Genomic DNA, 26,078 nt, shown 5'->3' on the forward strand with positions numbered 1-26,078 from the left:
ACCCGCCTCAGTTCGTCCGGCTACCGATCGCCCGCGCCAGAAACGGCCAGGACCGATGCAATTCGTCCTCCCAATAGCCCCACGAGTGGGTACCGTCCGGCCGATCGTCCACTGTCACAGGGATATTCAGACTGTGCAGCCGATCGGTGAGGTTCACGGTGCAATAGTGGATCGCGGCTTCGATCGGTCCTCCGAACGCGATCTGCACCGGCAACGGGATCCGGCCCTCCTGCACGCGCCGATCGGCCGGGGTGTCGTGCGGCGCCGCCGGAACACCGTTGCCGGCACTGAGATAGATCGCGGTTCCGCGCAGCTGTTCGGCGTGCAGTAGCGGATCGTTGGCGCGCCAGACGGGACTGTCGGCGGGACCCCACATGTTCTCGACACTGCTTGCGCCACCCCAGTTCTCGACCGTGATGCGCACGAACTCGTGCCCGACCGGGTCGGAGGTCTGCGCGCATCCGCTGTAGGAGGCCACGCTGTTCCAGAATCCGGGTTTGGCGATGGCCAGATTCAGCACCGAGGTACCGCTCATCGACACACCGGCGGCGGCGCGTTTCCCGTCCGCGTGCAGATACTCCTCGATGATCGGTGGCAGTTCGTCGTCGAGGAAGGTCTGCCATTTGTTGCGGCCGAGCACCGGATCGTCACGCAGCCAGTCGGTGTAGTACGAACTGCTGCCGCCGATCGGGTTGACCACGTTCACATCCTGGCCGCGCAGGAAGTCCAGCGCGTCGGTCTGTGCGTCCCAACCACTTTCGTTCGGTCCCCCCTGAGAACCGTTGAGCAGGTACAGCGTCGGTCGTGGTGCGGGGTCCGCGGCATGGAGGACCTGGATCGGGACGGTCTTGTTCATGGCCGGGGAGAAGACGGTGACCATCTCCTGCCGATCACCGGCGGGCTCGGCGGACACGACCCCGGCGGTATCCGGTGCGGCGGTGACGGGTGCGCTCGTCACCGCCATTCCGGTGGCGGCGAGCAGCGCGCACGCCAGACCCCAGTGCACTGCCGTCGAACGTATGGATCGAGTTCCCACAATCGTCCCCTTCTGTCCGGGTTGCGTCGGTCTCGGAATCGCGGTGCGGTAGGACTTCGCCCTGCCCGGGTCGATGGTTTGCCGGTCGCACACGTTGTTTCGCGCAGCCCGGTGCGAGCGACAGGGGCGGGCCGCCCGCACAATGTATATCAGCCTCGGGCGCAACGGGTTTCACGGTCGTCAGGCCGGGCCGAGCGTGGCGATCGGCTCGCTCGTCGGCTGGGGTGAACCGGCGGCCGGCTCGACGGTGAGCGCGAGCACGTCCGTGGCCCGGTACGGCACGGACACCGGACCGGCCGGCAGCGCCGGCACGACGGCGACCGAGCGCGGCGGTGCACCCTCGGCGACCAGCCAGATCTGATAGGACTGCCCGGCCGCCGGCGCGGGCACGCCGTCGAAGCGGACCTCCGCTGTCCTCGAGGACGCCGAGGCGCGGATCGCCAGTCGTCCGCCGGTCCGCACCTCGGCCACGCGGATGTCCGGCGCGGTGTCGGGACCCGCGGCGACGCGCTCGTCGCCGGGACCGGGACGATCGGCCAGACGCCCATGAACGGCGACCGCACCGCCGCCGAGGGCCAGCACGATCGCCACCGCCGCCACGACCGTGCCGAACCGGACGCGACGGCGGGTCTCCGGAACCGGTGCGATCAGGACCGGGTCGCACGAGGTCCGCACGGCGTCGTCGAGTGCGCGGATGATCCGCCGCTCCAGCTCGGGAGGTGCCGGGCTGGCGGTCAGGATGCTCATCGTGGCGAGCGTGCCGCGCACGATGTGGACGACCGCGTCGAATTCGGCGGCGGTCAGCCGGTCGGCGCGACGCCGCCGCCGTTCGATGGCCCGGCGCTCGAATTCGCCCATCGCGTCCAGCGCGTACGGGTAGGCCAGATCGAGCAGTTCGGGATCCGACGGGACGGGATTCATCGCAGCCCCCGTCCCGACAGCGCCACCGACAGCTTCTTCAGTCCGTCACGGATGCGGGCCTTCACCGTCGCCAGCGGAATGCCCAGGCGCTCGGCCACTTCCGGATAGGTGAGGCCGCCGTAGTAGGCGAGCATGATCGTTTCCCGCTGCACCGGCGTCAGCGTGCCGAGGCAGCCGCGGACGGCGCGTTCCTCCAGCGTCTGTTCCACGGCTTCGCTGACGCTGTCGTAGTCGCGGCTCAGAACCGCCACGCCGTAGACGGTTTCGCGTCCGCTGGCGGCGCTGTCGGCGCGGATCCGGTCGACGGTGCGCCGATGGGTGAGCATCATCAGCCAGCCGATCGGACCGGCCATCCGCTCGTCGTAGCGTCCGGCCAGCGACCACACCTGGAGATACACCTCCTGGGTGATCTCCTCGGCGGTGGCGCGGTTGCGCACCGTGCGCAGCGCGAGTCCGAATACGCGATGGCTGGTCCGGCGATACAACACGGTGAACGCGTCCCGATCACCGTCCGCGACCGCCGCGAGCAGTTCGGCCATCCGCGCGGACGAGGTCTCGTCGGCCTCCGGCTCGGCCACCGAAACGAGCTGCCGGGACGCCGACGACACTCCGTCGTCCGGTTCGGTCACGCCCGTACCTGCATGATTCCTCCGAAGCGGTTCGCAGTGATCGGGCCGGGTCCGGCGGGTGCCGACGGCCGTGGCCGGCATCAGGCGGCCGTCGCCACAGCGGTCCCGGACAATGCGAATCCGACAGCGACGCAAGGGTGAACCGGTTCCATGGTTGTCCTCATGGGAGGGACTTCGTGGTCCGGCGGGCCCCGGTTTGGTCGGCCGGCGAATCTTTTCGGTCCGGCCGCGGAATCCCTGCGAGCGAACGTTCTCCACCCGGGATGTCGCGCAACGCGGCCCGCACAGCTACCCTCCGGTACTACCGATCTGTGGGCAGGGGCTCGCCGACCTGAATCGTGCACCCACATCCGCGCACGTCCGATCCGAAAACGGATGACCATGGCAGATGATCAGCGTTTCCGCCCGACCGGCCTCGATCTCACCGGTGAGCACCCACCCGAACCACCGGATTCGTGCCCGGTCCACGCCGGCGAGTCCGGTGCGGACAATCGGCAGTTGGCGGCCCAGCTGGCGCGGATCGCCGACGGCGACCGGGACACGTTCACCGAGTTCTACCGAGCCACCCAGCACCGGGTGTTCGGCCTGGCGTTGCGGGTGCTGCGCCGCCGGGCCACCGCCGAGGAGGTCACCCAGGAGGTCTACCTGCAGGTGTGGTCACTGGCCGGGCGGTACGACGACCGGCTGGCCAGCCCGATCGGCTGGCTGATGATGCTCACCCACCGCCGCGCCGTCGACCGGGTGCGCAGCGAAACCTCCGCCGCCGGTCGCGAACTCACCTACGGTCACCGGCATCTGGGCCGCGACCACGACATCGTCGCCGAGACCGTGGACCAGCGCGCGGACGAACGTGCCGTCGCCGACTGCCTGGCCGTGCTGACCGCCACCCAGCACGAGACCGTGGCGCTGGCCTATTATGGCGGCCACACCTACGCCGAGGTGGCCCGGCGGCTGGGCATCCCCCTCAATACCGTCAAAACCCGAATCCGCGACGGACTCGCACGCCTGCGGACCTGCTTGACCGGATCGGTGACCGATGACTGACATCCCACGGCACGCGGATCTACCCGATCTCGCCTACCCGTACGCGCTCGACGCGCTGTCGCCCGCGGACCGCCGCGCCGTGGAGCATGCGCTGGACCGCGCCGACGAGCCCACCGCCACCGAGTTCCGGGCGACCGTGAGAGCGGTTCGCGACACCCTCGCCGCCATGACCGCCGCCGATTCCGTCCCCGCCCCACCGCATCTCGAGGCGGCCCTGCTCGCCGCGCTGCCCGCGGCGCCGAAACCGGCACGCCCCCTCGGGATCTCCCGTCGCCTGCTCGCCGCCGCGGCGGCGGTGCTGATCCTCGGGAGCGCCACGGGCATCGGAGCCGTCGCGTACCACAACCACCACGTCTCCGCGACGATCACGGCCCAGCAGATCCGCACCCACGCCGATGCGCAGGTACGCACCATCGCGGTCGCCGGCGGCGGCACCCTCATCGTCGACGCCTCCCGCCAACTGGACGCGGCAGCGATCGCACTCGACACCGTGCCCCGACCGGCCACCGGGCACACCATCCAACTGTGGCTGATACCCGCAGCGGGACAACCACATTCGGCAGGACTGCTCGACACCCTCCCCACCGCCGGTGATCCCCTGATCGTGCACCTCGGTGACGCCGGTACGGTCGCCGTCACGATCGAACCGGCCGGTGGTTCCCCCCTGCCGACCACCGACCCCATCGCCGCGGTGCCGATCGACTGAGATGCCGGACCGGAACTACGCCAGGTCCGGCGGAAATCCGCCGGTGGCGATCGGCCCCCAGCGATCGATCGTGACGCGCAGCAGCGATTTGTTCTGCCGCCGCATCGCGGCACGGTAGTCGTCCCAGTCCGGATGCTCACCGGCGATGGACCGGTAGTACTCGACGAGCCCGTCCAGCGCCGCCGGCATGTCGAGGACCTCGGCGTGGCCGTCGACGTGGACGTAGGGTCCGTCCCAGTCGTCGGAGAGCACACACAACGAGACCCGCGGGTCACGACGGGCATTGCCGGTCTTCGCGCGCTGCGGATAGGTGGCGAGCACGATCCGCCCCTCGGCGTCGACACCGCAGCTCACCGGCGAACTCTGCGGGCGGCCGTCGCGCCGGGTGGTGATGAGGACCGCGCGGTGCCGGGGACGGACGAACTCCAGCAGCCCGGCGAGGTCCACCTCGTCGGCCTTGGCAATTCGAGGCAACGTTCCTCCTCCATATCGACGAGCGGAGCGAAGCTGATGACGCATCAGACCCTAGCCGGACCGCTGCCCCCGCATGCGCCGCCGGCCCCGATCGGTAGCCGCACCGTCGCCCGCCGACGTCGATGCCGTCGCGGTGTCACCCGCGTCACATCGGGACGCGAGGATACGCCCGCCGTTCGCGACACCGCGTCGCCCGTGACCGGCGGGTTTCGAAAAGAACTATCCGGCAAGCCAGTTCACGCACCATCCCGTCGACACCACTTGCTCATATGCGCCATCCGTCGGCACGTAACCCGAACGGACACAACGTCACTCCTCTAAAATAGCTTCCCGACTGTTCGGCACGTGTCGCGACGTGTCGCTTATATGCCATGCAGGACACCATATTTCATGTCCAGGTCGATTACGCCCGGCGCGACAGCGGATCCGCTCGCTGATACTTTCTATCCGCCCTCCGAGGTTCGTTGGCCCGCAATTGGACTGGAAACAGGAGATGTCGAATGAGTGTCGAGACAACAGAATCCGCCGCAGCCGAGGTGCCCTTGCATCTGCAAGGACGCAACGCCGTGGTGGCCGCGACGGAACCCGATCACTGGCGTGACGCGGTACCGGACTACCACCTGTCGGCGACCGTCATGCCGACCGAACGCAGCACCGGTCACGCGGCCGGATCGCTGGAGGCGATCGTCGAGGAATTGGTGCAGGTCTTCGAGATGGAGGTCTCGCACAAGAAGGATCCGGCCACCTGGGTGTCGGTCGTGGCCGAGCACTACCGCGGCCGGGTCAACGGCGGCCCCTGGCAGGATGCCGAGGAGTTCGCCCGCATCGGCAGTTACAACATCCTCATCGGCGACAACCCGTACTACGAGGCGTCCGGTGAGACCTTCGAATCCTCCCACCACATCTTCCATCAGGCGCTGCCCGGCGGCTTCTTCTGGGAGGTGCTCGAGGTGCTGACCGGCCCGCCGGTCGTGACGTTCAAGTGGCGGCACTGGGGTCGCTACGAGGGCGAGTACAAGGGCCACGCGCCGACCGGTGAGCTGGTCGAGTTGTTCGGTATGACGATCGCCAAGGTCGACGACGATCTGCGCATCGTGGAACTCGAGCATTTCTACGACAACAACAAGCTGCTCGGACCGCTCGCGCACGGCTGCCCGGTCCGGCAAGCCGGGCAATAGCCCCCGTCGAGATGGAAGTCCACCATTTCACGTACGGGCTGGTGACTCCGGTCATCGCCTACGTCATGTCGGTCATCGGATCGTTGCTGGGCCTGCAGTGCGCGCGCCGGGCCCGATCCGTCGCGCAACCGCAGGGCTGGCTGATCGCGGCCGCCGTCGCCATCGGCGGCACGGGTATCTGGGTCATGCATTTCGTCGCGATGCTCGGATTCTCGATCGAGGCCGCACAGATCCGATACAACATCCCCCTCACGCTGGCCAGCGCCGTCATCGCGATCGTCGTGGTCTGGGCCGGGCTGACGATCGTGACACGGTGGAAGAACACCTTCTGGGCGTTGCCGACCGGCGGCGCGGTGACCGGCCTCGGCGTCACGGCCATGCACTACTCGGGCATGTACGCGATGAGATCCGATGCGGTGCTGCACTATTCGACGTTGCTCGTGACGGTGTCGGTGGTGATCGCGGTGGTCGCCGCGACCGCCGCACTGTGGTTCACCATGCATGTGCGCGGACTGGCGGCCGCCTTCGGCGCCGCCCTCATCATGGGTGTCGCGGTCACCGGTATGCACTACACCGGGATGTCCGCCATCCACGCGCAGCGACCGGCCGTCGACATCGCACCGTCCGGCGCCGACGCGGTGCAACTGCTGCTCCCGCTGATGATCGGGGTCACCGTCATCACCATGCTGCTGTTCATCAACGTGGGGCTCAGCGACGACCACGAACCACCGCCGCCGTCGGCGGGCGGCCCGCGGCCACCCCCGTCGGGTCCCCCGCCGGCCTTCGGGCCCCCGCCCACCCCGCGTCCGGTCCGGCGCCCGGCACCGGGTGGCCCGGCGGCCGGGCCGCCCCGGGGCAGACCGGCAGCGCCCCGGCCGCAGTGGTGAGACGCTGGGCCCCGGCCGCGATCCTGGTGGCCGGTCTGCTCGGCGCCACGCTCGCTCCGGCGGGCGCGGCGCCCGAAACCGGGCCCCGCACAGTGCAGTTGACCTTCGACGACCCGTCGATCGATACCTCGGCCGCCGGCGGGACACTCGCCGGCGGCCGCACCCGGCTCGAGGTCGAGGTGCGGCTGCCCGCCGGATACGACCGGCATCCCGATGCGACCTACCCCGTGCTCTACCTGCTGCACGGCGCGCAGAACCGGCCGACCGTCTGGACCGACACTCCCGGTCTCGCGGAGTCCGTCGATGCGAGCGGGGCGATCGTGGTGATGCCCGATGCGGGCACCATCGGGATGTACACGAACTGGCGTGCGACCGGCGGCCCGCAGTGGGCCGATTTCCATCTCGGCACCGTGCTCCCGCGGATCGAGCACGACTTCCGGATCCGGCCCGGCCGCCGATTCCACGCTGTCGCAGGGATTTCCATGGGTGGTCAGGGGGCCCTGCGCTATGCCGAACTCGCCGACGACTACTTCGGGACCGTCGCGGCGCTCTCCCCGGCCCTGCCCGATATCCAATCCCCGCCCATGACAACGTTGTTCGCGCTCGCGATGGGTGCGGCGGCGGGAAGCGCCGTCCGCTACGAGGACGTCTGGGGGCCGCCGGACGGCCCCTTCGCCACCTCGATGAATCCGATGGCCCAGGTCGGCCGGCTCGGCAATTCCCGCGTCTTCCTCTCGGCCGGGGGACCGCCGTGCGCCGACGACCGCGATATCAACGTCTTCGCGCTCGCCGAGCCGGTCATCCGGCTCCAGACCCCGGCGTTCGCCGACGCGGCACGGGCCGCCGGCGCGGAGGTCACGGTCCGATACGACTGCGGACTGCACAGCTGGCCGGAGTTCGCCCGCGCACTGCACGAAGCCGTGGCCGACTGGGGACTGTTCGGCTGACCGGACTACTCGGCGCCGCGACCGGTGAAGTCGAAGGATCCGCCGTCGATGCCCCAGGAGATGATCCGGTCGGGGTGAATCCGGATGACCGCGCGCTCCTGCGGCGGGAACGGCGGTTCCTGATCGTCGAGCGCCTCGGCCGTGCCGCGCACCTCGATGCCGCGAATCACGTACGGCTCCACCGAAACCTGCTGGTCGACGACGAACGACACGCGGCTGCCCGCCTCGACATTGCGATACTTCCGGCTGGCGCGCATCCGCATGCCCCCGATATCGATCGTGCCGTCGGCGTTCACCCGGTAGTTGGTCGGATTGTTCTGCACGACGCCGTCGGCCGACACCGTGGCCAGCCGGCCGATCCCGGCCTCGGCGAGGAATTGCTGTTCGTTGACGGTGAAGCTCATATCGATCACTCCTCGGTGAAATCTAGCGGCGCTAGGACTTGAAGCAAAGATAACACCACCCCGCTAGTCTGTCTAGCGTTGCTAGATTTCAGGTCCGTGGAGAGTCCGGCCGAGCGCAGTCGGACTGCGCCGGTTCGTATTTGCGCCACGTGGCGCTGCTGTGCTGAAAACCGCACGTAACGAGGGTGCGGCGGGCCGGATCAGGGCACCGGGTCGGCCAAGGTGGTGATCGTCCGGTTGACCTGAGCCGCCGCCTTGACGTCGCCGGTCGCGTCGTGAATCCGGCGCTGCCAGTTCAGGCAGTCCAGCACGATGCCGTGGATCTCGGGATCGACCAGGGCACGCGGCACCAGCTGGCCGATGATGCCGTTCAGCCAGGCCGCGGCATCCGCGGCCGCGGTGAGCTCGTCCTGTTCGAACATGCGCTGACCGAAGTTCACCGCCACCGCCGCCCAGGCCGTGCCGAAATCGCCGGTCTGCGCCGGTGTACCCGGCACACCGTCCTGCGACGCGGCCGCGAAGATGGCGTGCGCCTCCAGGCCCAGCAGCACCTGGTCCCGGTTCGGAACCCCGATCTGCAACTGCGCCAGCGTCTTCGCCAGTCCCGGGCAGGGCTGCGAGTGACAACGCATGGCCGGCACCAGGATTCCGTCCTCCGGCGAGGAGGCCGTGAAGGTCGCCGGTAGGCCACCGTGGTCGGCGGCGGCGAGCACCCGCGCCAGCGTGGGCTGATTGGCGCGGATGTATTCCGATCCCGGGCACTCGATGGTGCCGCCGGTGGCCATGACCAGCTTGTGCGCCGCGCGGGCCATATCCTCGCGCCCGGCGGCACTGTGCACGACCTGGGATACGTTGGCCGCCACCCGCAGCGCGATCGTATGCGCCGAATCCAGGGCCGGCGTCTCGGTCGTGCGGAAGGTACTCAGATAGGCCCGCACCGACCAATCCGCCGCAGCGGCAGCGAGATTCGGGTCGCCACCGATCATCAACTGCACCCGGCCGACATGGGCGAGCACCCGCGCGGAGGATTCGATCGGCCAGTCGGCGTCGAGCGCGGACAGCGCGGCGTACTGGGCGTCGACGATCGCGGACAGCGGCCGCGCCGCCGCGGCGTGCACCCTGGCCCGCCGCAACACGACATCCGCGACGAGCTCGCTGGTCTCCGTTTCGCCCTGCCTGCTGTAGGCCGCCTCGGCGCCGTCGAGAGCTATCGTCGCGGACTCGTAATCGCCTGCCTCCAAATACCATTCACCGAGCGAGTACAGCATCGAACCGAGCTGGTACCAGTGGTCCGGCCGGTGCGGCTCCGCGACGATCAGCTCGCGGACCAGGGTGCACGCGAACTCGTAATGCGCAGTGGCCGCGTCCACGTCGTGTGCGTGCAAGCGCCAGGCTTCCGCTTCCAGCCGTAGTACTTCCTGCATGTCCGGCGGCAATGGATCGGGTGGCATCACTTCATCATGACACCCGGGTAACCGGTCACCGATCCCGGTACAGCCCTGCCGACCCGCACGAATCCGGCCGCGCGGAGCTCATCGGCAGCGGTTTCACTCGGCCGGATCGATGTCGCGCAACGCGTGGGTGATCAGCCGGATCGGTTCCGTGCAGGAGTCGTATCGGGCCCGCGGATCCTTGGCGAGCGACTTGTCCAGGATGGAGGCGACCGCATGCGGGATCCAGTGCTGCCGCCGGGAGATGTCCGGCGGCGGAGCGGATACCTGCGCGTGCGCGATGGCGAACCGGCTCGATCCCGGAAACGGCGGCCGCCCCGAGAGCAGCTCCACCGCCGAACAGGCCAGCGCGTACTGATCGGTCGCCGCGACCAGCGGCCCACCCCGCAACAATTCCGGCGCCGCATAGGGAACCGACGCGATGACGAAACCGTCCCGCACCGCCGGAGGTTCGTCGGTCCGTCGCGCCGATCCGAAATCCGACAGCTTGACCAGGGTCGGATTGCTCTGGTGCACCAGCATATTGGCCGGTTTGACATCCAGATGCAGCACACCCTCGCCGTGAATGTAGTCCAGCGCGTCGGCAATTCCCGCCAGCACCTCCAGCGCAACCGCCAGATCCCGGCTGTCGTGCAGCGCGGGAGCCAGTTCCGAGGCCGCCACACCCTCGACATATTCGGCCGCGAGCCACATCCGCCCCTCGAACCGGCCGTGGTCCCACACCCGCACGATCGCCGGATGACGCAGTCGCGCAGTGAGCTCGTATTCGTGCACGAATCGCGCCTGCCCCGCCGGAGATTCGCTCTCCGCCGCCCCGAGGATCTTCAACGACACCGAACGCCGCCGCGACACATCCTCCGCGAGATACACCTCGCTACTACCACCGGACCCCAGTAACGCACGAACGACGAACCCGGCGAACCGATCCTCCGGCTGCAACAACACCGCCCCAGCCTAGGTCGCCGACGGCACCCGCCGAGCCGGCCCCTTGCCGCTGTCGGCGATACGGTTGCGCCGCAGCATCTCTGCCCATGCGAATACTGCCGCTTGACAGCGTCGGCAACACTGGTCACCATTAGTAATTAGGCGCTCACTTACTAATGGGATTCTTGTCACCCGCGTCCGGGCAAGAACTCCGGTGAGCGCCGAGGTACCGAGCTCCGCTGTCGCCCATCGTTTCTCGTGGCGTCGAGCGTGATCGCTCGATCGCACAGTGCCTGCTTCGCAGCTACGGAATGTTCGCCGTGCCATCGGTGCAGGTCTGCGCACCGATGCCTCACCGATCAGGACAGCGTCGTATGGCCACACCCACAGCCGCCCCTCGGACTCGCGATCTCGTGCGCGACCACCGTACCCAGCGGATACTCCTGCGTGCCGATGCCGAGGCATATCGGCTGTGCTGGGAATTCGTCACCTCGGACGACGGCAGCCTGACGGGTGCGTGGGCGGCTCGCGTCGACGAGACGGTACGGCGTTGGGAGGATGCGGGACTGGCGTTTCCGAAAGCCCGGACTGCGGTGCAGCAGGCGTTGTGCCGGGTCGCCGATACGCTCGCCGGTAGTCCGACATCGGCACTGCCGCAGCAACTTCGGAAGATCCTCGACGTGGGGCCGCACCTTCTCCAGCGGGTGATGTACACGTACCACCCCGCCAGGCGGGCCTACTTCGCCTCTCCCCCGGCCGCCGGTCGATCATCGGCACTCGCGTTGCTCGGGAACGGATTCGAGCGCGGGGATACCGCGGCCGGGATCTACGATGCCGTCGCGATCCAGTTGGCGCCGCCGGCCGATCACACCGCAACACATTCGGCGCGCACGACTGCGATGCGCAGACTGCTTCGTGAGCTGCGGGTGTTCCACGACACCGTCCTCCCGATCGTCGCCGACACCGCCGGAACCCTGCTCATTCCGGTCCATGCCGACGAGTCCGGCGATCTGCTCGAACGCTCGCTGGCGGTATCGGCGGGCCTCGCGGCGGTCAGCTTCACCGCAGTGGCGGTACGCGCCACGGCAGCTCAGGTACCTCAGGCGCGGCAGCACGCGCATCAGCTGCTCGACCTCGTCGAGCGGCTGGACCGGGGGCCGGGCCTGTACCGGCTCGGGGATCTCGCGATCGAATATCAGCTCACGCGGCCCGGTCTCGCCCGCGAACTGCTGGCGGCGGTCATCGACCCGCTCGACGGCCATCCCGAACTGCTCGACGCGCTGGCCCATTACATCGACACCGGGGCCGTCGCGGCATATGCCGCACACGAACTCGGGATTCACCCGGCCACTCTGACGCGGCGACTGGTCCGGATCCGGGAACTCACCGGACTGGAGCCCGCCTGCCTGCTCGACCGGTATCGGCTCCAGGCCGCCCTGATCCTTCGCCGCGAGGCATCGCCGGATCGACGAGAGCGCTTGCCGCACCGGTGATCCGGTGCGCGGATGCCGTCCCCCGGCGACACGGCATCGGTGCCGGCTGTCGCCGGGGGCGCGGCAGAGCGGGGGAGTCCGCGCTCCACTCCCCCACTCGTACAACGGCGAGGCGACTGAGGGGTATCGCTCGCCTGGAACAACGCGGCACCGCGCACGCGACCTCATCGGTACGCACAACCCGGCCGGTGCCGGTGCCGTTCGGCCGGGCCTCGGGTCAGCGGAATCCGCTGCCCACCCAGCGCGATAATCAGTACTGTTATTTCACATCGGCGAACGGCAGCGTCCTGTGGTGCCCGAAGGCTTCGGACACCGGCCGCGGCACCGATGCGAGCACTCGGCGCTCCCTTCTCGGAACAGGACCCGGAGCCTCACCCGCACAGAAGAGGTAACCGAACTCCCGACTAGGGGACAGACCACGCAATTTGACCATCGAACGAGCCAATAACGGAACTCATTGTCCGATTCCTGCGATCACCCGCGACCGCCGGGACCACACCGCACCGGGCCGACCAGGCCCGAGGTGCTCGCTCGGATCCGCCGCCGGCTCGGCACTGATCAGTTACCTCTTTTGAAGTCAAGGGCGCACACGGGACTCGGGGGTTCGTACCGGCGCCAGGGCCGGTCGTAGGTACTCTCGAATGTGGTTCGCTCCGAGATCGCGCCGGCTCCCGGCCGCGTGCTGTCGGTCCGGGCACCGAAATATCCACGAGGAGTACGTACATGGCCGGCGTCGGCGAGAACGATTCCGCCGCCGGCGAATCCGCCGACGAGTCGGTCGCGGCCGGCACCGGCCGGCTGGCCGCCCAGATCGCCCGGCACCTCGAGGAGACCGTGATCCGCCGCGGCTGGCCGGTCGGCGAATCCCTGGGATCCGAAAGCGAGCTGCGCGCGCACTACCAGGTCGGGCGGCCGGTGCTGCGCGAGGCGGTCCGCCTGGTCGAACACCACCAGGTCGCCCGGATGCGGCGCGGGCCGGGCGGCGGCCTGTTCGTCTGCGCACCCGACGCCGAACCGGCCATCCGCGCCATGGTGATCTACCTCGAATACGTCGGCACCGGCATCACCGATCTGCTCGAGGCGCGGGCGCTGCTGGAGCCGGTCGCCGCGCGCCTGGCGGCCGACCGCATCACCGAGGACGAAATAGCCGCCCTGCGCGCCGCCGTTCGCGACGAGTACGCGCATCTGCTGGGCCCGGAGTGCTGGGCGCACGATCCGGTGCACACGATGATCGGCCGGTTGTCCGGAAATCCGTTGCTGCACGTGTTCATCGACGTGCTGGCCCGCCTGACCACCCGGTACGCCCACGCCTCCCGCCGGCGATCACAGGCCGAACTGGCTGCGACGAGGCAGGATTCGCATGCGGTCCATCGCGCGATCGCCGAGGCGGTGATCGACGGCGACGGCGCCTGCGCGCAGGTCGCGCTGACCACCCATCTCGAGCAGTTGTCGGCCTGGGTCGATCCGAGCCGGGCCCATCGCAGCACCCGTAATCCCGGCGCCGGTTTCGACAGTGCCGCCGAACCGGCGGCCAAATTGGCGGAGGTGCTGGCGAACCGGATCCACGACGATATCGCGGACCTGGGCTGGCCGGTGGGCACCGTCCTCGGCTCGGAGACGGAACTGATTGCCAGATACGGCATCAGCCGCCCCGCGCTGCGAGAGGCCGTGCGGCTGTTGGAGTATCACTCGGTGGCGCGCATGCGTCCCGGGCCCGGTGGCGGATTGGTCGTCGCCGAGCCCGAACCGCAGGCCAGTGTCGACACCATGGCACTGCTGCTGGAATACGAACGCGTCACCGCCGACGATTCCCGAATCGTCCGCGGCGCGCTCGAACTCGGCATCGTCACCCGGGCCGCGGCCCGGATCGCCACCGGCGGTGCGGAACTGCTCGAGCGGCCGGTCACCGCCGCACCGGGCCCGTGCGAGGGCACCGTCGAACGAGCACAGTCCGGCTCGTTCCACACCGAACTCGCCGCACTGGCGGGTAATCCGGTGCTGGCACTGTACCTTTCGGTCATCATCGAACTCCGCCACCGGCGTGCGGCCGACCGGCCCGCGCCGGGGACCGGCGACGACAGCCGGCACGCGCACCAGCGCATCCTCGATGCCATGCGGCACGGCGATCCGGCCCTCGCCCGGCACCGGATGCGCCGCCATCTCGACACCCTCCCCCACTGATCAGGAGAGCCCGGCGCACACCGGGCACCGCCTCGGCCCCACCCGCATGAGGGCCGGAGACTTACCCGCGTAAGCACTGCCGACGCCACAGGGCCTTGCCCACCTGGGCATGTGTTACCGGATTGCGCACGGCCAGAACCCGGTTCCGACTTTTCACATAGAGATCGCACAACCCGGAATGACGACCGGATCCATGGATACCATCCTCTCCAATCTAAAGAATCTCCCTCTCAAACACGTGATGGGACTGTTATGTCCAACTCGATCCCGCGCCGGATCGGACCTCGGCGTGCCACCTTCGACTGGGACCGCACGCCGATGCACTGGATCCCCGGTGAGCCGACCGCCACCCATGTCGTCAACGCCCTGCACCTGCTGCTGCCACCCGGGGAACGGTGGTTCATCCAGGTGTTCCGCGAGGCCCTGCCCCGCGTCCGCGACCCGCGACTGGAAGCCCTGATGAAGGGATTCATGGGCCAGGAAGGCACCCACAGCGTCGCGCACTCCGTCGTCCTGAACCACCTCGCCGACGCCGGCCTCGACGGGCAGCCGTTCGTCGACCGGCTCGAGCGGGTCTTCGACGGACCCCTGGGCCACCGTCCCCCGCACCGGATCCCGATACCGCGCCGGGAATGGCTGCGCCTGCGCCTGGCCGTCATCGCCGCGATCGAGCACTACACCGCCGTCCTCGGGGATTGGATCCTGCACACACCCGCCTTCGAACAGGCCGGCGCCGATCCGACCATGGTCGAGTTGCTGCGCTGGCACGGCGCCGAGGAGGTCGAGCATCGCGCGGTGGCCTACGACGTCTTCGTCCACCTCGGCGGCCGCGGCCCGGCCCGCTACCTCCGCCGCGTCACCGGCTTCGCGATCGCTACCGTGCTGCTGCTGTGGTTCTGGTTCTGGGGCGCCGCCTATCTGATGGACGCCGACCCGCACCGGCCCGGTGCGAAATATCTTGTGTCCGAACACAATCGCGCGGTCCGGAAGGGGTTGTTGCCGAGCTGGCGCCGACTCGGCGCCGCGATCCCCCGCTATCTGCGGCCCGGCTTCCATCCCGACCGGGAGGGCTCGACGGACACCGCCCTCGCCTTCCTGGCCGGCCTGTCGTGACCTGGTACGTGATCGAGAGCCTGGCCGGTGGCAGCACACCGCCGACCATCGTGTCCGTCGACGGCCGCCGGGGGTCGTGGATCCCGGCCGCGCTGCTCGAGCGCCACGAGCGCATCGACCTGGCCGGCTACCTGGACGTCATCCGGCAGGACCGGACCGAAATCGGGGAGCGCGTCTTCAGCCGGCTCGGCCCCCGCCACCTGGAGGCCCTGCCGATACTCGGTCCCGACGGCGAGGTGCACGGATTGCACCTGTGGATCGGCGATCCCGCCGGACTGCCGCCCCCGCCGGACCCGGTGGCCGGTATCGGCTGGAACTCCGAGACCGGCCGGGTCGGGCTGTCCACCGAGGCCTGGCTGATGGCATCCGAGGCCACGGACGCGTATCGGAGCACGCTGTCGCCGGACGAATGTCTGCGCAAGATCGTGCAATTCGACACCGCCGCCGACCTGGTTCGCCTGACCACCGCGCCACGCGACCGAGGCGCATTCGCCGGCACCGCGACCGTCCTGCACGACCGCGGCAGCCTCATGACCTGGCAGGTGATCGCCCGCAGCCGGAAAGCCGGCCACCGCACGGACATTCGTGGCCTGATCGTCGACATCAGCCGCACCGAACCGGCCGCGGCGCCGTCGGCCCACCGAAACACATTCGGCCGCACCGGGATCGGTCCACCGCCGCGGCACTGCTCGCCTTCTCGTCCACCTTCGCCGCCCCGGTGATCGCGGGATGGATCGGGGACCGGCCCACCTGGATCGGGCATACGGATCCGGGTGATCCCGGGCTGTTCCACCTCGACGACTGGGACATCCTGCACGCGGCGAGCCGCGCGCTGCGCACCGCCGACCCGAGCGACAGCACCGTCGTACCGATCCGCGTGCGTGCCACCACCGGACATCAATGGCATCCCGGCACCGTCACCATCCGGCGCCACCACGGACAGGTCGGCGACGATCTGCACATCATCCACATCTCGCGCAGCCACTGAACGGGTGCGGCGACACCGGTCTGCGGTCGATCCGACTCCGGCCACGCCTGCTACTCCGGTGAACGGGAGAGCTCCGATGCGGAGTTCCCGCCCTTCGAACCGCGGCCGTTCCGGCCGCCCGACCGAACTTCTCCGGTCGAAGTCATTGACTTCCGTAGTGAGTAGGTGTTCACTTTCGTGTGACGGAGGACACGCCGAGTGCGTCCCGCACGACAACCCCGGCGCCTCCGGTCGGCGACAACACCGTCGGCCGTCCGCGGACACCGCCGGAGTACGCACCCGGCGCATGATCCATTGCCGGCGAGTCGCTTTCGAGGCGCCCGCACAGCGCCCGAGCCACGCGCGAGCCTTCCTGTGTCGTGCGCGGAAATCACCTACGAGAACACCGCCGCCGGCCGGACCGCAGTGCCGTACGCACGGGTCCTGTCGCTGATCGGCATGCCTACCCAGGAGCCCCGATGGCCGCTGTCCCCACCGTTCCCCAAGTACAGACCGTCGACCAGCCCGACACCGGACGTCTGCCCGACGACACACCGCGCGGGCGGATCCTCGCCATCGTCGTGGCGATGGTGCTCCTGTCGGAGGTCACCGCCTTCCAGCTGACCATGGTCGGCGCCTCCCTGCAGAAGATCACCACCACGTTCTCGCACGTCGGCGCCGACATCAACTGGGCAGTGATCATCTCCGGAATCGTCGGCGCGGCAACCACACCCATCCTCGGGAAGCTCAGCGATGTCTGGGGGAAGAAGCGAATCTTCCTGGTGTGCGGGATCTTCTTCCTGGTCGGCTGCCTGCTCGACGCGATCACCAGCAACTGGTGGGTGTTCCTGGCCGGCCGCGGCCTGCAGGCCTTCACCGTCGTGATGATGGTGATCTCCTACGGACTGATCCGGGACCTGCTGCCCCGCAACTACATTCCCGTCGCCTTGGGCGTCGTGGCCGGCGGGGTCGGGTTCTCCTCGCTGATCGGCCCGGTCGTCGCCGGACTGCTGGTCGACAACTTCGACTGGCGGGCCATGTTCTGGTTCCTGGCCGGCTACGCCGTGGTGACGATGGTGGCCTTCCTGCTCATCGTGCCGGAATCGAAACTGCGTGTCCGCCAGCGCATCCGGCCCTTCGGCATCCTCGCCCTCTCGGTGGGCACGCTGCTGGTACTGATCTACGTGGACAAGGGCCAGGACTGGGGCTGGGGCAAGCCGGCCACGCTGGCCTGGCTGATCGCCGGCCTGATCCTCGTCGCGGCCTTCCCGCTGATCGAATCCCGTTCCAGCGCACCGATCATGGACATGAAACTGCTGCGCAGTCCCAAGGTCGGCCTCACCCTGCTGCTGATGTTCTTCGGTGGCGCCGTCCTCGCCGTCAACCCGACCGCGACCGGCTACATGACCCAGACTCCCGACCAGGACGGCCTGAAACAGACCATCGTCGCGCAGATCGTCGCCCAGGCGCATCAGACCGCCGGGGTGACGCTGCCCGCATCGGCGGTCCACGTGACCCTGCACCCGGGCTACCACTACGGAAACGGCTTCACCCTCTTGGGATTCGCCCTGCACATCACGATCATGACCGGCATCGCCGGACTCGTGTTCGGCGTGATCGGCGGCATGCTCGCCCGCCGCATCGGCGCCCGGATCCTCGCGATCGTCGCCTGCGTGATCACCGGCGCCGTCGCGGCCGGCTCCGCGGTCGCCATCACCCACTACTCCTGGGTGACCTTCGCGATCCTCGCCGGCGTCTTCGGCATCGGCTTCGCGTTCTTCTACACCGCCGGATCGGTACTGATCGTCGACGGCCTGCCCGCGGACCAGCAGGGTATCGGATCCGGAATGCTCGGCGTCACAATGGGTTTGAGCTCGGCCATCGGCACCGCGATCCTGGCCGCCTTCCAGTCCGCGAACCCGCTGACCGCGCACATCGAGGTCATGGGCCGCACCATCGACCAGCCCATCCCTCAGGTCTTCGGTGACCGCGGCTATACCCTCAGCTTCTGGTTCATGGCCGCGACGGTCGTCGTCGCACTGCTCATCGCCGTATTCATGCGGCACGGCCGCCGGCCCAGCACCGCCGGAATCATCGTCCCGTAATTCCGGCAACCGAACGGACCGGCGACGGCGCCCGGCGGGGATGATTTCCGCGCCGGGCGCCGGCGCGCCTATCGGCAGACATTCTTCCGTATAATTCGGCGGCGCCCGGAATCACGTTTCCGGTGACGGGCCCCGAATATTTCGGAAGCTGTCACAATTTCGGCGGCCGATATCGCCGGCCGACTTCCGGCGGGCATTTCCGCGGAATCTCCAGCGCGACGTCGCCCCTTCCGGGATACTGCCGTATCTCCGGCGGTCGGCGATGCCCTGCCGCCGACCACGGCCCGGCGGCAGCACAGCCCGACATCGTCGGCATCTCCGGCCCCCGCACGCACCGCCCACGGCACCCGCCGAGGCCGCGGTCGGCCACCTCTCCCACGTCCGCGCGCCGACGACGTCGACGTGAACGGCCCGGAGCCACTACCGAAGTCGGCCCGGAACGACAATGTGACTGAGAGAGTCGAACATTGACTCAACACGTCGCGCCAACCGCAGCGGAACACCCCTCGACAGAATGTTGAACCTCCGCTCAACGAGGTGTAACCTGGTTACTCGAAACTGGTTTCATCAGGCAACGGCGCCACCCAGGAAAGGTAAGACAGTTGATTCCGTCGACGCGATAACGCCCTTCGACATGCGATCGGAAAGACCGATCCTCGGCACATTCCAAAGCTCGACAGCCATAGTGCGCCGACGCTCTCGAGACGGCGCGCTTTGCTTTCTAGGAGTCAATTCCGTGACCGCACCGAATCGCCAGTCGCCACCCTTGGATCGCGCCACGCTCATCGCCGGCAACCTTTCTGTCCTGACATATACTATCGCGGACAACCTGATGGCGGACGAGGCCATCGCCAAGGTCGCCCGGCACGGTGAGATCGTCTCCACGGCCAACAACTGCCTGAAACTCGCCAGCGCCCTGATGGGCCGGCACAACGGCGGCGACCTGCTGATCGAACTCGAACAGTATGCCGCTCGATGCGCGCACAACGACATACCACTCCCGTTCCTCACCGGTTGCCTGCACACGGGTATGCGGGTCCTCATCGACGAGCTGGCGAAGGAACGCAACGGCGAGGTGGATCGGGAGATCCTGCGATACCTTTTCGAGGCGCTGGTATCGGCCACCATGGCCGTGTCCAGGTCGTATCTGCGCGAACTCGCCCGCGTCGGCGACCGGCGGGACCGGGCCGTGCACGCGGTGGCATCCGCACTCCTGGCGGGACGGGATCCGACCATTCTGGCCCGATCCAACGGCATCGCGATCGCCGAGAGTTACTGGGTGTTCGCGGCCGCCTTCACACAGCCCCTGGAGAATCGCGACGAGATCCGGCGATGGTGGTCCGGCCGGCACGACGATCTCGCCGTCGCGCACCCGGGCGTATTGGTCGTCGCCGGCCGGCGCGGCGCGACCCTGCTCATCCCGACCACGCAACTGTCCGCGTGCGATACCGGCGCGGTGGCGAAGAAATTCCTCCGCACGCTGGATCGCGAGGTCCACATGGCGGTGCTGCAGAGCGAGAAATCCCAATTGGGCACGACCGCGGATCATGCGCACGAGCTCGTCGCACTCGCACGCAAACGCAGGCTGCCCGCCGGGCTCTACCGCCTCGAGGACCTCGCCATAGATCATCTGCTCTCCCGGCCCGGAGCCGAACGAAATCATCTCGCCGCGATCGTGGCACCCATCGTCCCGGTACCGCATCTGCTCGAGACCCTGCGCCTGCATGTCGGCAACAATCTCGACCGCCGTCGTACCGCCGCGGATCTCCGGATCCACGTCAATACGCTCGACTACCGGATAACCAGGATCCAGCAGCTGACCGGACTGGACGTGCGAATTCCGGACCAACTGTTCCGGATCCGGATGGGCCTGATCGCGTACGACAACACCGGACTCGACGACATGCCGCTGGCCGGAATATCACCGTCGATTAGGTCATTTTCGTGATCCGGTGAGCGCACCCCGGCACGACAGCGACCGGGCACCACGGTTACGCAGCAGCAACAAACGAGGCGATCGATCGCAACATCGTGCCGCGAGCATGACTGTGCACAGCTTCGTACCCGGAAAGGCGGTGTCCCCCATGCCGAACGGCTCCGTCCCGTCCGCCGATCGCCGGCGGTACGCGCACCGCACCGCTTGGCCGCTGGGCTGCATCGCCCACGGACGGTAACCCTTTCTCGATTCCGGCCGACCGGACCGACAACCCGGTTCCGGCGTTGTCCCCGTTCGAGAGAGAAGCCTGTCATGAGCACAGCACCCGGCGCCTGGCTCGGCGAGCACGACCGCTGGCTGGCCGAAACCGTACGACTGGCCGCCACCAATGTGGCCGCGGGCGGCGGCCCGTTCGCCGCCGCGATCCTCTGCGACGGCAACATCGTCGCTACCGGAACCAACGAGGTCGTCACCGGCCTGGACCCGACCGCGCACGCCGAAGTGGTCGCGATCCGCGCCGCCTGCCGAGCGCTGGGCCGGTTCTCCCTGGCCGGCTGTCTGCTGGTCTCCTCGTGCGAACCGTGCCCGATGTGCCTGTCCGCGGCACTGTGGTCCCGCGTGGATCAGGTGATCTACGCCGCGGACCGATACGACGCCGCCCGAGCGGGATTCGACGATCTGGCGTTCTACCGGCTCTTCGAACAGGATCGCCGAACCTGGCCGATACCGGTCGCACATCACCGGGTCGACTCCCACGACGCGCCGTTCCGCGCGTGGCGGCAACACCCCGACCGCATCGAATACTGACGCCATGACCACGCATCTGTTGTTCTCCTACGGCACCCTCCGGCAACCGGAGGTGCAGCGCAGCGTCTTCGGCCGCGAACTCGACGGGCACGGCGACGAGATCACCGGCTACGAACTCGGCGAGACCACCATCACCGACCCCGCCGTCATCGCCACCAGCGGCAGCGACCGCCACCCGATCCTCCGCCCCGCCACCACCGAAACCGGTATCCCCGGAACGGTTTTCACCCTCACCGACGACGAACTCGCCACCGCCGACGCCTACGAGGTCGCCGCCTACACCCGCATCCGGGTCCCGCTGCGCTCCGGCGCCGACGCCTGGGTCTACGTCCTCGCCACCGGAACCCGTTGACGGTGGCCCGGTTTCGCCCCCGCTAGGTGAGCCGGAACCGGCGGATCCAGTGGATCACACGCACCGGCGTCCGGCGCGGCGTCCCGGGATCCGGCCCGACATCCCCGAGGACAGCGAGCGTGTCGGCCTCCCCGAGCCGATCACCCATCTCCCGGAAGATGTTCAGCGCCTGTCGCAGCAGCTCGGCGGCAGTGGCATCACCGGCGATTCGCTGTGCGCGGCCGAGCGTGTGGAGGACGTTGGCCTCGCCGAGACGGTTACCGATTTCCGTGAAGAGGGTCCGCGCCTGCCGCAGCAGCTCGGTCGCGGCGTCGAGATCGCCCGCGGCGAGCCGGACATCACCGAGCGCGGCGAGCGCGTTGGCCGCACCGAGCCGATCACCGATCTCCCGATGGATCGTCAGCGCCTGCTGGAACATCTCCGCGGCGGTGGGATCGCCGGTGGCCGACCGGACATCACCGAATGTGTGCAGCACATTGGCTTCCCCGAGCCGGTCACCGACCTCCCGCGACAGCGTGAGCGCCTGTTGCAGCAGCTCGGTCGCGGCGGCGTGCTCACCGGTGACCAGCCGGATCTCGCCGAAGGTGTGGAGGGCACCCGCTTCACCCAGCCGGTCGCCGATCTCGCGGTAGACGACCAGAGCGCGCGTGAGTACCTCGGCAGCAGCGGCATTCGCACCGGTCACCCGGTATACCCGCCCGAGTGCGTTGAGCGCGTTCGCTTCGCCGAGCCGATCACCGGTCTCGAGAAAGACCGTGAGCGCCTGCCGGAACAGTTCGCCCGCGGCGGCGTACTCGCCGGTGACGAGCCGGACATCGCCGAGCGCGCCGAGGGCATTCGCCTCGCCGACCCGGTCACCGATGGCGCGGAACAGGACCAGCGCCTGCTGATGCAGTCCGGCGGCGCCGGCATAATCGTCGGTGACCCAGAGCACACGGGCGAGGTTGCTGAGCGCGTTGGCTTCCCCGGGACGATCGCCGAGTCGCTGCGCCACATCCGCGCCGCGTCGATGCAACCGCGCGGCCAGCGGCCACGGCCCGTCCTGGAACAGCAGCGGCTCCAGGGACGAGGTCAGCGCGACCATCCGGGCCGGATCCCGATCCGCGGCGTGGTCCACACAGGCCAACAGGTTGTCCCGCTCGGCGCGGGCCCACACCGGCGTCGGCGTATCGGTGTGCTGCGAGTAGTGATCCAGCAGCCGCTGCATCGCACGCGTCATATCGGTCGCGGGATCGGCGACGTTGAGCGACCGCGCGTAGTCGCGCAGCAGATCGTGCAACCGGTATCGGCCCCGCGCGGTCTCGTCGAGCAGATGATCGGTGTAGAGGGCCTCCAGTTCCGCGCGGGCGGTGGCGAGGTCGATACCGGCCAGCGCCGCGACCGCGTGCGGTTCGAGGTCACGACCGGGATGCAGACCCAACCGGCGGAACACCAGCTGCCGTTGCGGCGGCAGCGCCTCGTACGAGAGATCGAACGCCGCTCGCACGCCCAGGTCACCGGGCAAATCCAGCGCGGTCAGGCGGTCCACCGCCTCGGCCATCTGCTCCGCGTACTCGGCGATGTCGGCGCTGGTCCAGGTGGGGTGATGGGCGATGTGCCCGGCGATCGGCCCGATGGCCAGCGGCAGGAATCCGCACAACGCGGCGATCCGCCCCGCCGCGGCATGCTCGTCGGGATGCCGCGTATCGCAGCGGGCGAGGGTGAGGAACAGGTTGACGGCCGCGACATTCGGCAGGACCTTCACCGGCAGGGGTTGCATATCGGGCAGCCGCAACCGGTGCCGGCTGGTGATCAGGGTCAGACATCCCGCACCGCTGGGCAACAGCGGCTCGACCTGGCGCCGGTCGGCGGCATCGTCGAGCACCACCAGCGCTTTCTTACCGGCGGTGTGGTGCCGCCACATATCCCGGCGGCCGGTGAACGTGTGCGGGATTCGGTGCGGGTCCAGGCCGAGACCGCTGAGCAGACCGGCCAGTACCTCGGTGGGATCGGCGGGGGTGTGACCGGGCGTGTGCGCGTGCAGTTCCACGAAGTAGCGGCCGTCGGGGAACCGGCCCGCCAGTTCGTGGGCGGCCCGGGTGGCGAGGGTCGTCTTCCCCACCCCGGCCATGCCGTCGATCGCGTGGATCGCCACCACCCGCTCGTCCCGGCCCGCGGCGTCGAGGATCGCCTGTAACTCGCGATCACGGCCGAGGAAGGTGCGCGGCGCCGGCGGAAGGCCCGCCGTGACCGGTTCCGCCGGGGCCGGCGCTGCTTCGTACCGCGTCAGGTGGACATCACCGTGGACGTCACGCACGGTGGCTTGTTGCGCATGACCGGCGGCGACGACCGTCATGTGTGGTTCGGTACCGCGGTCGCCGGGGCCCTGAGGTATCGACACCGGTCAGCGGGTGCTGGTGCCGGTCACGTCATCACCGACGGTCGTTCGCCTGCCGGCCGGGCAGTTGCCGTGAGCCCCAGCGACACCGGGATCCAGCATGGTCTTCCCCTCGATTCACTCATCCGCGAGACCATCGCCGATCCTATGTCCACACCGGCCCCGACGGCGGCCGATCTCGTTGCGGGAATTGAACTTCCGAGGCCGCCGACCGAACCGACCGGTTCCCGTCGCGCCGGATGGTTGCCCGGTATCGGATCGGCCGAACCTGTCGGTGGGCTCTGCTATACCTCGGGCCGTGGCGAATCCCCGTGAACCGTTTACGATCCGGCTCGAGGTCCGGCTGTCGGATCTCGACCCGCAACTCCACGTCACCGGCTCGGCCTACCAGCAGTACGCCGACCACGCGCGTTTCGAATGTGTCCAGGCCGCGGGCATTTCGGTGGCCGACCTCCTGGCGGACGGCTTCGGACCGGTGAATCTGGAGACCACCATCCGCTATCACCGGCAGCTGCGCGCGGGCGACACCGTGGACATCACCTGCTCGTGGATCTGGTCCGAGGGCAAGACCTACCGCGTCGAGCACGAACTCACCCGCGCCGACGGCGAACTCGCGGCCACCGTCGCTCATGTCAGCGGCTTGCTGAATCTGCGGGAGCGGAAGCTGGTCGGTGATCCGATGCGGCAGTGGGCCACTCGCGCCACCGAGCCGACCCTGTTGTGCCTGCCCGGCGATTTCCACCTGGTGGCGCATATGGATTAGGCGGATCGCAGCACGGCCGCCGGACATGTGTTCCGGCGGCTCAGGTCCGGCGGTGGGCCAGGCGGCGCCGGGACAATCGCAGGGCCTGGTACGGCAGCAGTGCGACGGCGATCGCGAGGCCGAGTACGGCGGCCAGGAGCCCGAGGATGCGCGGCGGGAACGTTCCTCCCGGAAGTGCCGCGGTCAGTGGGTATTCGATGTATTTCGCGATCGTGGCGGCGGTGTGCCGGCCGTCGTCGCGGGCGATGTCGGCGAAGATCGGTTCGAAGGCCGACTCGCCGGGCCGCCGGTCGGCGTGCGGCAGGTACATCGGTGTGCCGGGCCGGCCGAGATCGGTCGTGGCGACGCCGGGGACGATCAGGCGATCGAGGCGCCCGGCCGCATCGACCGGGGTGGCCAGCAGGGTGAGCCCGTGCCGGGTGCGCACGACCGGTTCCGCGGCGACGGGTATCAGATGGTCGAGAAACGAAGCGCCGGAATACATTTCCGCCGCCGCGGCCACGGCGATCTCGTCCACGCCGGGCGTGAGCCCGAGTCCCCGGCGCGGCTGGAACCAGGGCAGGGCGGCGGCGAGGGCGTACGGATAGTCGGCCACCGAGATACGGTGCGCGGGAATGGTTTCCGCGACGTCGGGCCGCCCGCCGGGATACCCGATCGACGACGCCACCTCGGCGGCCCGCGCCGGTCCGGTGAGTTGCGCGACCAGCCGCAGTGCGCCGGCGATACCCGAGCTGACCCCGGCGGTGGTGAGGATGTCGCCGTCCTGCACCCAGCGCACCCCCGATTGCCATCGGGTCCGGGGATAGGACGAGGACAGGCCCGGGATATCGGACCAGAACGACGTCGCCGACCTGCCGTCGAGGACACCGGCGGCCGCGAGCACCCGTGCGCCGGCGCACACGCTCATCACGATCCGTCCGGCGCCGTGGGCCTCGCGGAGGTACTCTCGCAGTGGCGCTTCGTCTCTGCCGGTGGGATCCGTCAGCGCGGGCACCACGACGACCGCGGGTGCGGGTGCCCGCCCCGCGGCGAGATCGTCGAGCGAGTAGTCCGGGACGACGGTGAGCCCGCCGGACAGCGCGAGCGGCCGGCGGTGCACGGAGACGGTGTAGACGTCGAATTCCGGTGAACTGGCGAAGACGTCGAACGGTCCGAGCGCGTCGGTGGCCACCGACCCGCCGGCGCCGAGCAGCACGGCGACCGGGATCCGGCCGGACGGATCCCGTGGCCGGACCGGCGGCAGCGGCCCGGCCACGGGCAGCACCGCGAAGTCGCGCGCCATCGAGGTCGCGACCCCCGCGCCGAGCACGGCCGCCGAAGTCGCCACGGCCAGAACCGCACTCAGCGAAATCCAGGCGAGACGGCGGAGCACGGTGCGCACAG

The 26,078-nt window shown here is 69.0% G+C and carries 24 protein-coding genes; 15 read left to right on the forward strand and 9 right to left on the reverse strand.

Going from position 1 to position 26,078, the window contains the following annotated elements; genetic code table 11:
- Window positions 1-7: 7 nt before the first annotated feature.
- From G361_RS0111930 to sigK (G361_RS0111940), 3 genes are all read right to left on the reverse strand, one after another.
- Entirely contained in the window at window positions 8-1,006 is a 999-nt protein-coding gene (locus tag G361_RS0111930) for an alpha/beta hydrolase family protein (protein WP_019927311.1), read from the reverse strand.
- 210 nt (window positions 1,007-1,216) lie between these two features.
- Window positions 1,217-1,957 (reverse strand): anti-sigma factor, encoded by a 741-nt coding sequence (locus G361_RS46865; RefSeq protein ID WP_019927312.1) that lies wholly within the window; start codon window positions 1,955-1,957, stop codon window positions 1,217-1,219.
- Window positions 1,954-2,586, reverse strand: coding sequence for an ECF RNA polymerase sigma factor SigK (sigK, locus tag G361_RS0111940; protein WP_019927313.1), 633 nt, complete (start codon window positions 2,584-2,586; stop codon window positions 1,954-1,956). Before sigK (G361_RS0111940) ends, G361_RS46865 begins: the two co-directional genes overlap by 4 nt.
- A gap of 375 nt (window positions 2,587-2,961) precedes the next feature.
- On the opposite strand from sigK (G361_RS0111940), the gene sigK (G361_RS0111945) reads away from it, so the two are divergent.
- Both sigK (G361_RS0111945) and G361_RS0111950 read left to right on the forward strand, forming a co-directional pair.
- Window positions 2,962-3,630 (forward strand): ECF RNA polymerase sigma factor SigK, encoded by a 669-nt coding sequence (sigK, locus tag G361_RS0111945; protein ID WP_019927314.1) that lies wholly within the window; start codon window positions 2,962-2,964, stop codon window positions 3,628-3,630.
- Window positions 3,623-4,336, forward strand: a complete 714-nt coding sequence (locus tag G361_RS0111950) for an anti-sigma factor (RefSeq protein WP_019927315.1) — start codon at window positions 3,623-3,625, stop codon at window positions 4,334-4,336. The genes sigK (G361_RS0111945) and G361_RS0111950 overlap by 8 nt, the downstream gene beginning before the upstream one ends.
- A 15-nt stretch (window positions 4,337-4,351) precedes the next feature.
- Here the strand turns inward: G361_RS0111950 and G361_RS0111955 are convergent, their stop codons facing one another.
- Window positions 4,352-4,810 (reverse strand): PPOX class F420-dependent oxidoreductase, encoded by a 459-nt coding sequence (locus tag G361_RS0111955; protein WP_026342957.1) that lies wholly within the window; start codon window positions 4,808-4,810, stop codon window positions 4,352-4,354.
- Window positions 4,811-5,310: 500 nt separating this feature from the next.
- On the opposite strand from G361_RS0111955, the gene G361_RS0111960 reads away from it, so the two are divergent.
- The 3 genes from G361_RS0111960 to G361_RS0111970 are packed head-to-tail and all read left to right on the forward strand — an operon-like array spanning window position 5,311 to window position 7,822.
- Window positions 5,311-5,988 (forward strand): hypothetical protein, encoded by a 678-nt coding sequence (locus G361_RS0111960; protein ID WP_019927317.1) that lies wholly within the window; start codon window positions 5,311-5,313, stop codon window positions 5,986-5,988.
- Window positions 5,989-5,999: 11 nt separating this feature from the next.
- Window positions 6,000-6,875 (forward strand): MHYT domain-containing protein, encoded by an 876-nt coding sequence (locus G361_RS0111965; RefSeq protein WP_019927318.1) that lies wholly within the window; start codon window positions 6,000-6,002, stop codon window positions 6,873-6,875.
- Entirely contained in the window at window positions 6,872-7,822 is a 951-nt protein-coding gene (locus tag G361_RS0111970) for an alpha/beta hydrolase family protein (protein ID WP_196814465.1), read from the forward strand. Before G361_RS0111965 ends, G361_RS0111970 begins: the two co-directional genes overlap by 4 nt.
- A 5-nt stretch (window positions 7,823-7,827) precedes the next feature.
- Here the strand turns inward: G361_RS0111970 and G361_RS0111975 are convergent, their stop codons facing one another.
- The 3 genes from G361_RS0111975 to G361_RS43290 all read right to left on the reverse strand — a co-directional run bounded on the left by G361_RS0111975 (window position 7,828) and on the right by G361_RS43290 (window position 10,622).
- The gene (locus G361_RS0111975) at window positions 7,828-8,226 is read right to left on the reverse strand and encodes a PPOX class F420-dependent oxidoreductase (protein ID WP_019927320.1); all 399 of its coding nucleotides are present in this window, start codon (window positions 8,224-8,226) and stop codon (window positions 7,828-7,830) included.
- A 200-nt stretch (window positions 8,227-8,426) separates the two neighbouring features.
- Window positions 8,427-9,677 (reverse strand): hypothetical protein, encoded by a 1,251-nt coding sequence (locus G361_RS0111980; protein WP_019927321.1) that lies wholly within the window; start codon window positions 9,675-9,677, stop codon window positions 8,427-8,429.
- Window positions 9,678-9,773: 96 nt separating this feature from the next.
- Window positions 9,774-10,622: a serine/threonine-protein kinase gene (locus G361_RS43290; protein WP_019927322.1), complete on the reverse strand. Its 849-nt coding sequence runs from the start codon at window positions 10,620-10,622 to the stop codon at window positions 9,774-9,776.
- A gap of 353 nt (window positions 10,623-10,975) precedes the next feature.
- Between G361_RS43290 and G361_RS46870 the strand changes: the two genes are divergently transcribed.
- The 9 genes from G361_RS46870 (at window position 10,976) to G361_RS0112035 (ending at window position 21,555) form a co-directional block, all read left to right on the forward strand.
- Entirely contained in the window at window positions 10,976-12,094 is a 1,119-nt protein-coding gene (locus tag G361_RS46870) for a CdaR family transcriptional regulator (RefSeq protein ID WP_196814466.1), read from the forward strand.
- 723 nt (window positions 12,095-12,817) lie between these two features.
- A complete protein-coding gene (locus G361_RS0111995; protein ID WP_019927324.1) occupies window positions 12,818-14,275 on the forward strand; it encodes a FadR/GntR family transcriptional regulator in 1,458 nt (485 codons plus the stop codon).
- 252 nt (window positions 14,276-14,527) lie between these two features.
- On the forward strand, window positions 14,528-15,388 hold the full coding sequence (locus G361_RS0112000; protein ID WP_019927325.1) for a metal-dependent hydrolase: 861 nt from the start codon (window positions 14,528-14,530) through the stop codon (window positions 15,386-15,388).
- A complete protein-coding gene (locus tag G361_RS0112005) occupies window positions 15,385-16,110 on the forward strand; it encodes a GAF domain-containing protein (RefSeq protein ID WP_019927326.1) in 726 nt (241 codons plus the stop codon). Before G361_RS0112000 ends, G361_RS0112005 begins: the two co-directional genes overlap by 4 nt.
- The gene (locus G361_RS0112010; RefSeq protein ID WP_019927327.1) at window positions 16,107-16,376 is read left to right on the forward strand and encodes a hypothetical protein; all 270 of its coding nucleotides are present in this window, start codon (window positions 16,107-16,109) and stop codon (window positions 16,374-16,376) included. Before G361_RS0112005 ends, G361_RS0112010 begins: the two co-directional genes overlap by 4 nt.
- A gap of 458 nt (window positions 16,377-16,834) precedes the next feature.
- Complete coding sequence (locus G361_RS0112015) at window positions 16,835-18,460, forward strand: MFS transporter (protein WP_019927328.1); 1,626 nt, start codon at window positions 16,835-16,837, stop codon at window positions 18,458-18,460.
- A 736-nt stretch (window positions 18,461-19,196) separates the two neighbouring features.
- The gene (locus G361_RS0112020) at window positions 19,197-20,408 is read left to right on the forward strand and encodes a CdaR family transcriptional regulator (RefSeq protein WP_196814467.1); all 1,212 of its coding nucleotides are present in this window, start codon (window positions 19,197-19,199) and stop codon (window positions 20,406-20,408) included.
- Between the two features lie 300 nt (window positions 20,409-20,708).
- Window positions 20,709-21,203 carry a nucleoside deaminase gene (locus tag G361_RS0112030; protein ID WP_019927331.1) on the forward strand — a complete coding sequence of 165 codons (495 nt, stop codon included), beginning with the start codon at window positions 20,709-20,711 and terminating at the stop codon, window positions 21,201-21,203.
- A gap of 4 nt (window positions 21,204-21,207) precedes the next feature.
- Window positions 21,208-21,555: a gamma-glutamylcyclotransferase family protein gene (locus G361_RS0112035; protein WP_019927332.1), complete on the forward strand. Its 348-nt coding sequence runs from the start codon at window positions 21,208-21,210 to the stop codon at window positions 21,553-21,555.
- A 22-nt stretch (window positions 21,556-21,577) separates the two neighbouring features.
- Here G361_RS0112035 and G361_RS0112040 read toward each other — a convergent pair whose 3' ends face one another.
- Window positions 21,578-23,890 carry a tetratricopeptide repeat protein gene (locus G361_RS0112040; protein WP_019927333.1) on the reverse strand — a complete coding sequence of 771 codons (2,313 nt, stop codon included), beginning with the start codon at window positions 23,888-23,890 and terminating at the stop codon, window positions 21,578-21,580.
- 340 nt (window positions 23,891-24,230) lie between these two features.
- Between G361_RS0112040 and G361_RS0112045 the strand changes: the two genes are divergently transcribed.
- On the forward strand, window positions 24,231-24,695 hold the full coding sequence (locus G361_RS0112045) for a thioesterase family protein (RefSeq protein WP_019927334.1): 465 nt from the start codon (window positions 24,231-24,233) through the stop codon (window positions 24,693-24,695).
- A gap of 40 nt (window positions 24,696-24,735) precedes the next feature.
- Here G361_RS0112045 and G361_RS0112050 read toward each other — a convergent pair whose 3' ends face one another.
- Window positions 24,736-26,076 carry a DJ-1/PfpI family protein gene (locus G361_RS0112050; protein WP_019927335.1) on the reverse strand — a complete coding sequence of 447 codons (1,341 nt, stop codon included), beginning with the start codon at window positions 26,074-26,076 and terminating at the stop codon, window positions 24,736-24,738.
- Between the last annotated feature and the right edge of the window lie 2 nt (window positions 26,077-26,078).

The sequence above is a fragment of the Nocardia sp. BMG111209 genome, from assembly GCF_000381925.1.
GTDB lineage: Bacteria > Actinomycetota > Actinomycetes > Mycobacteriales > Mycobacteriaceae > Nocardia.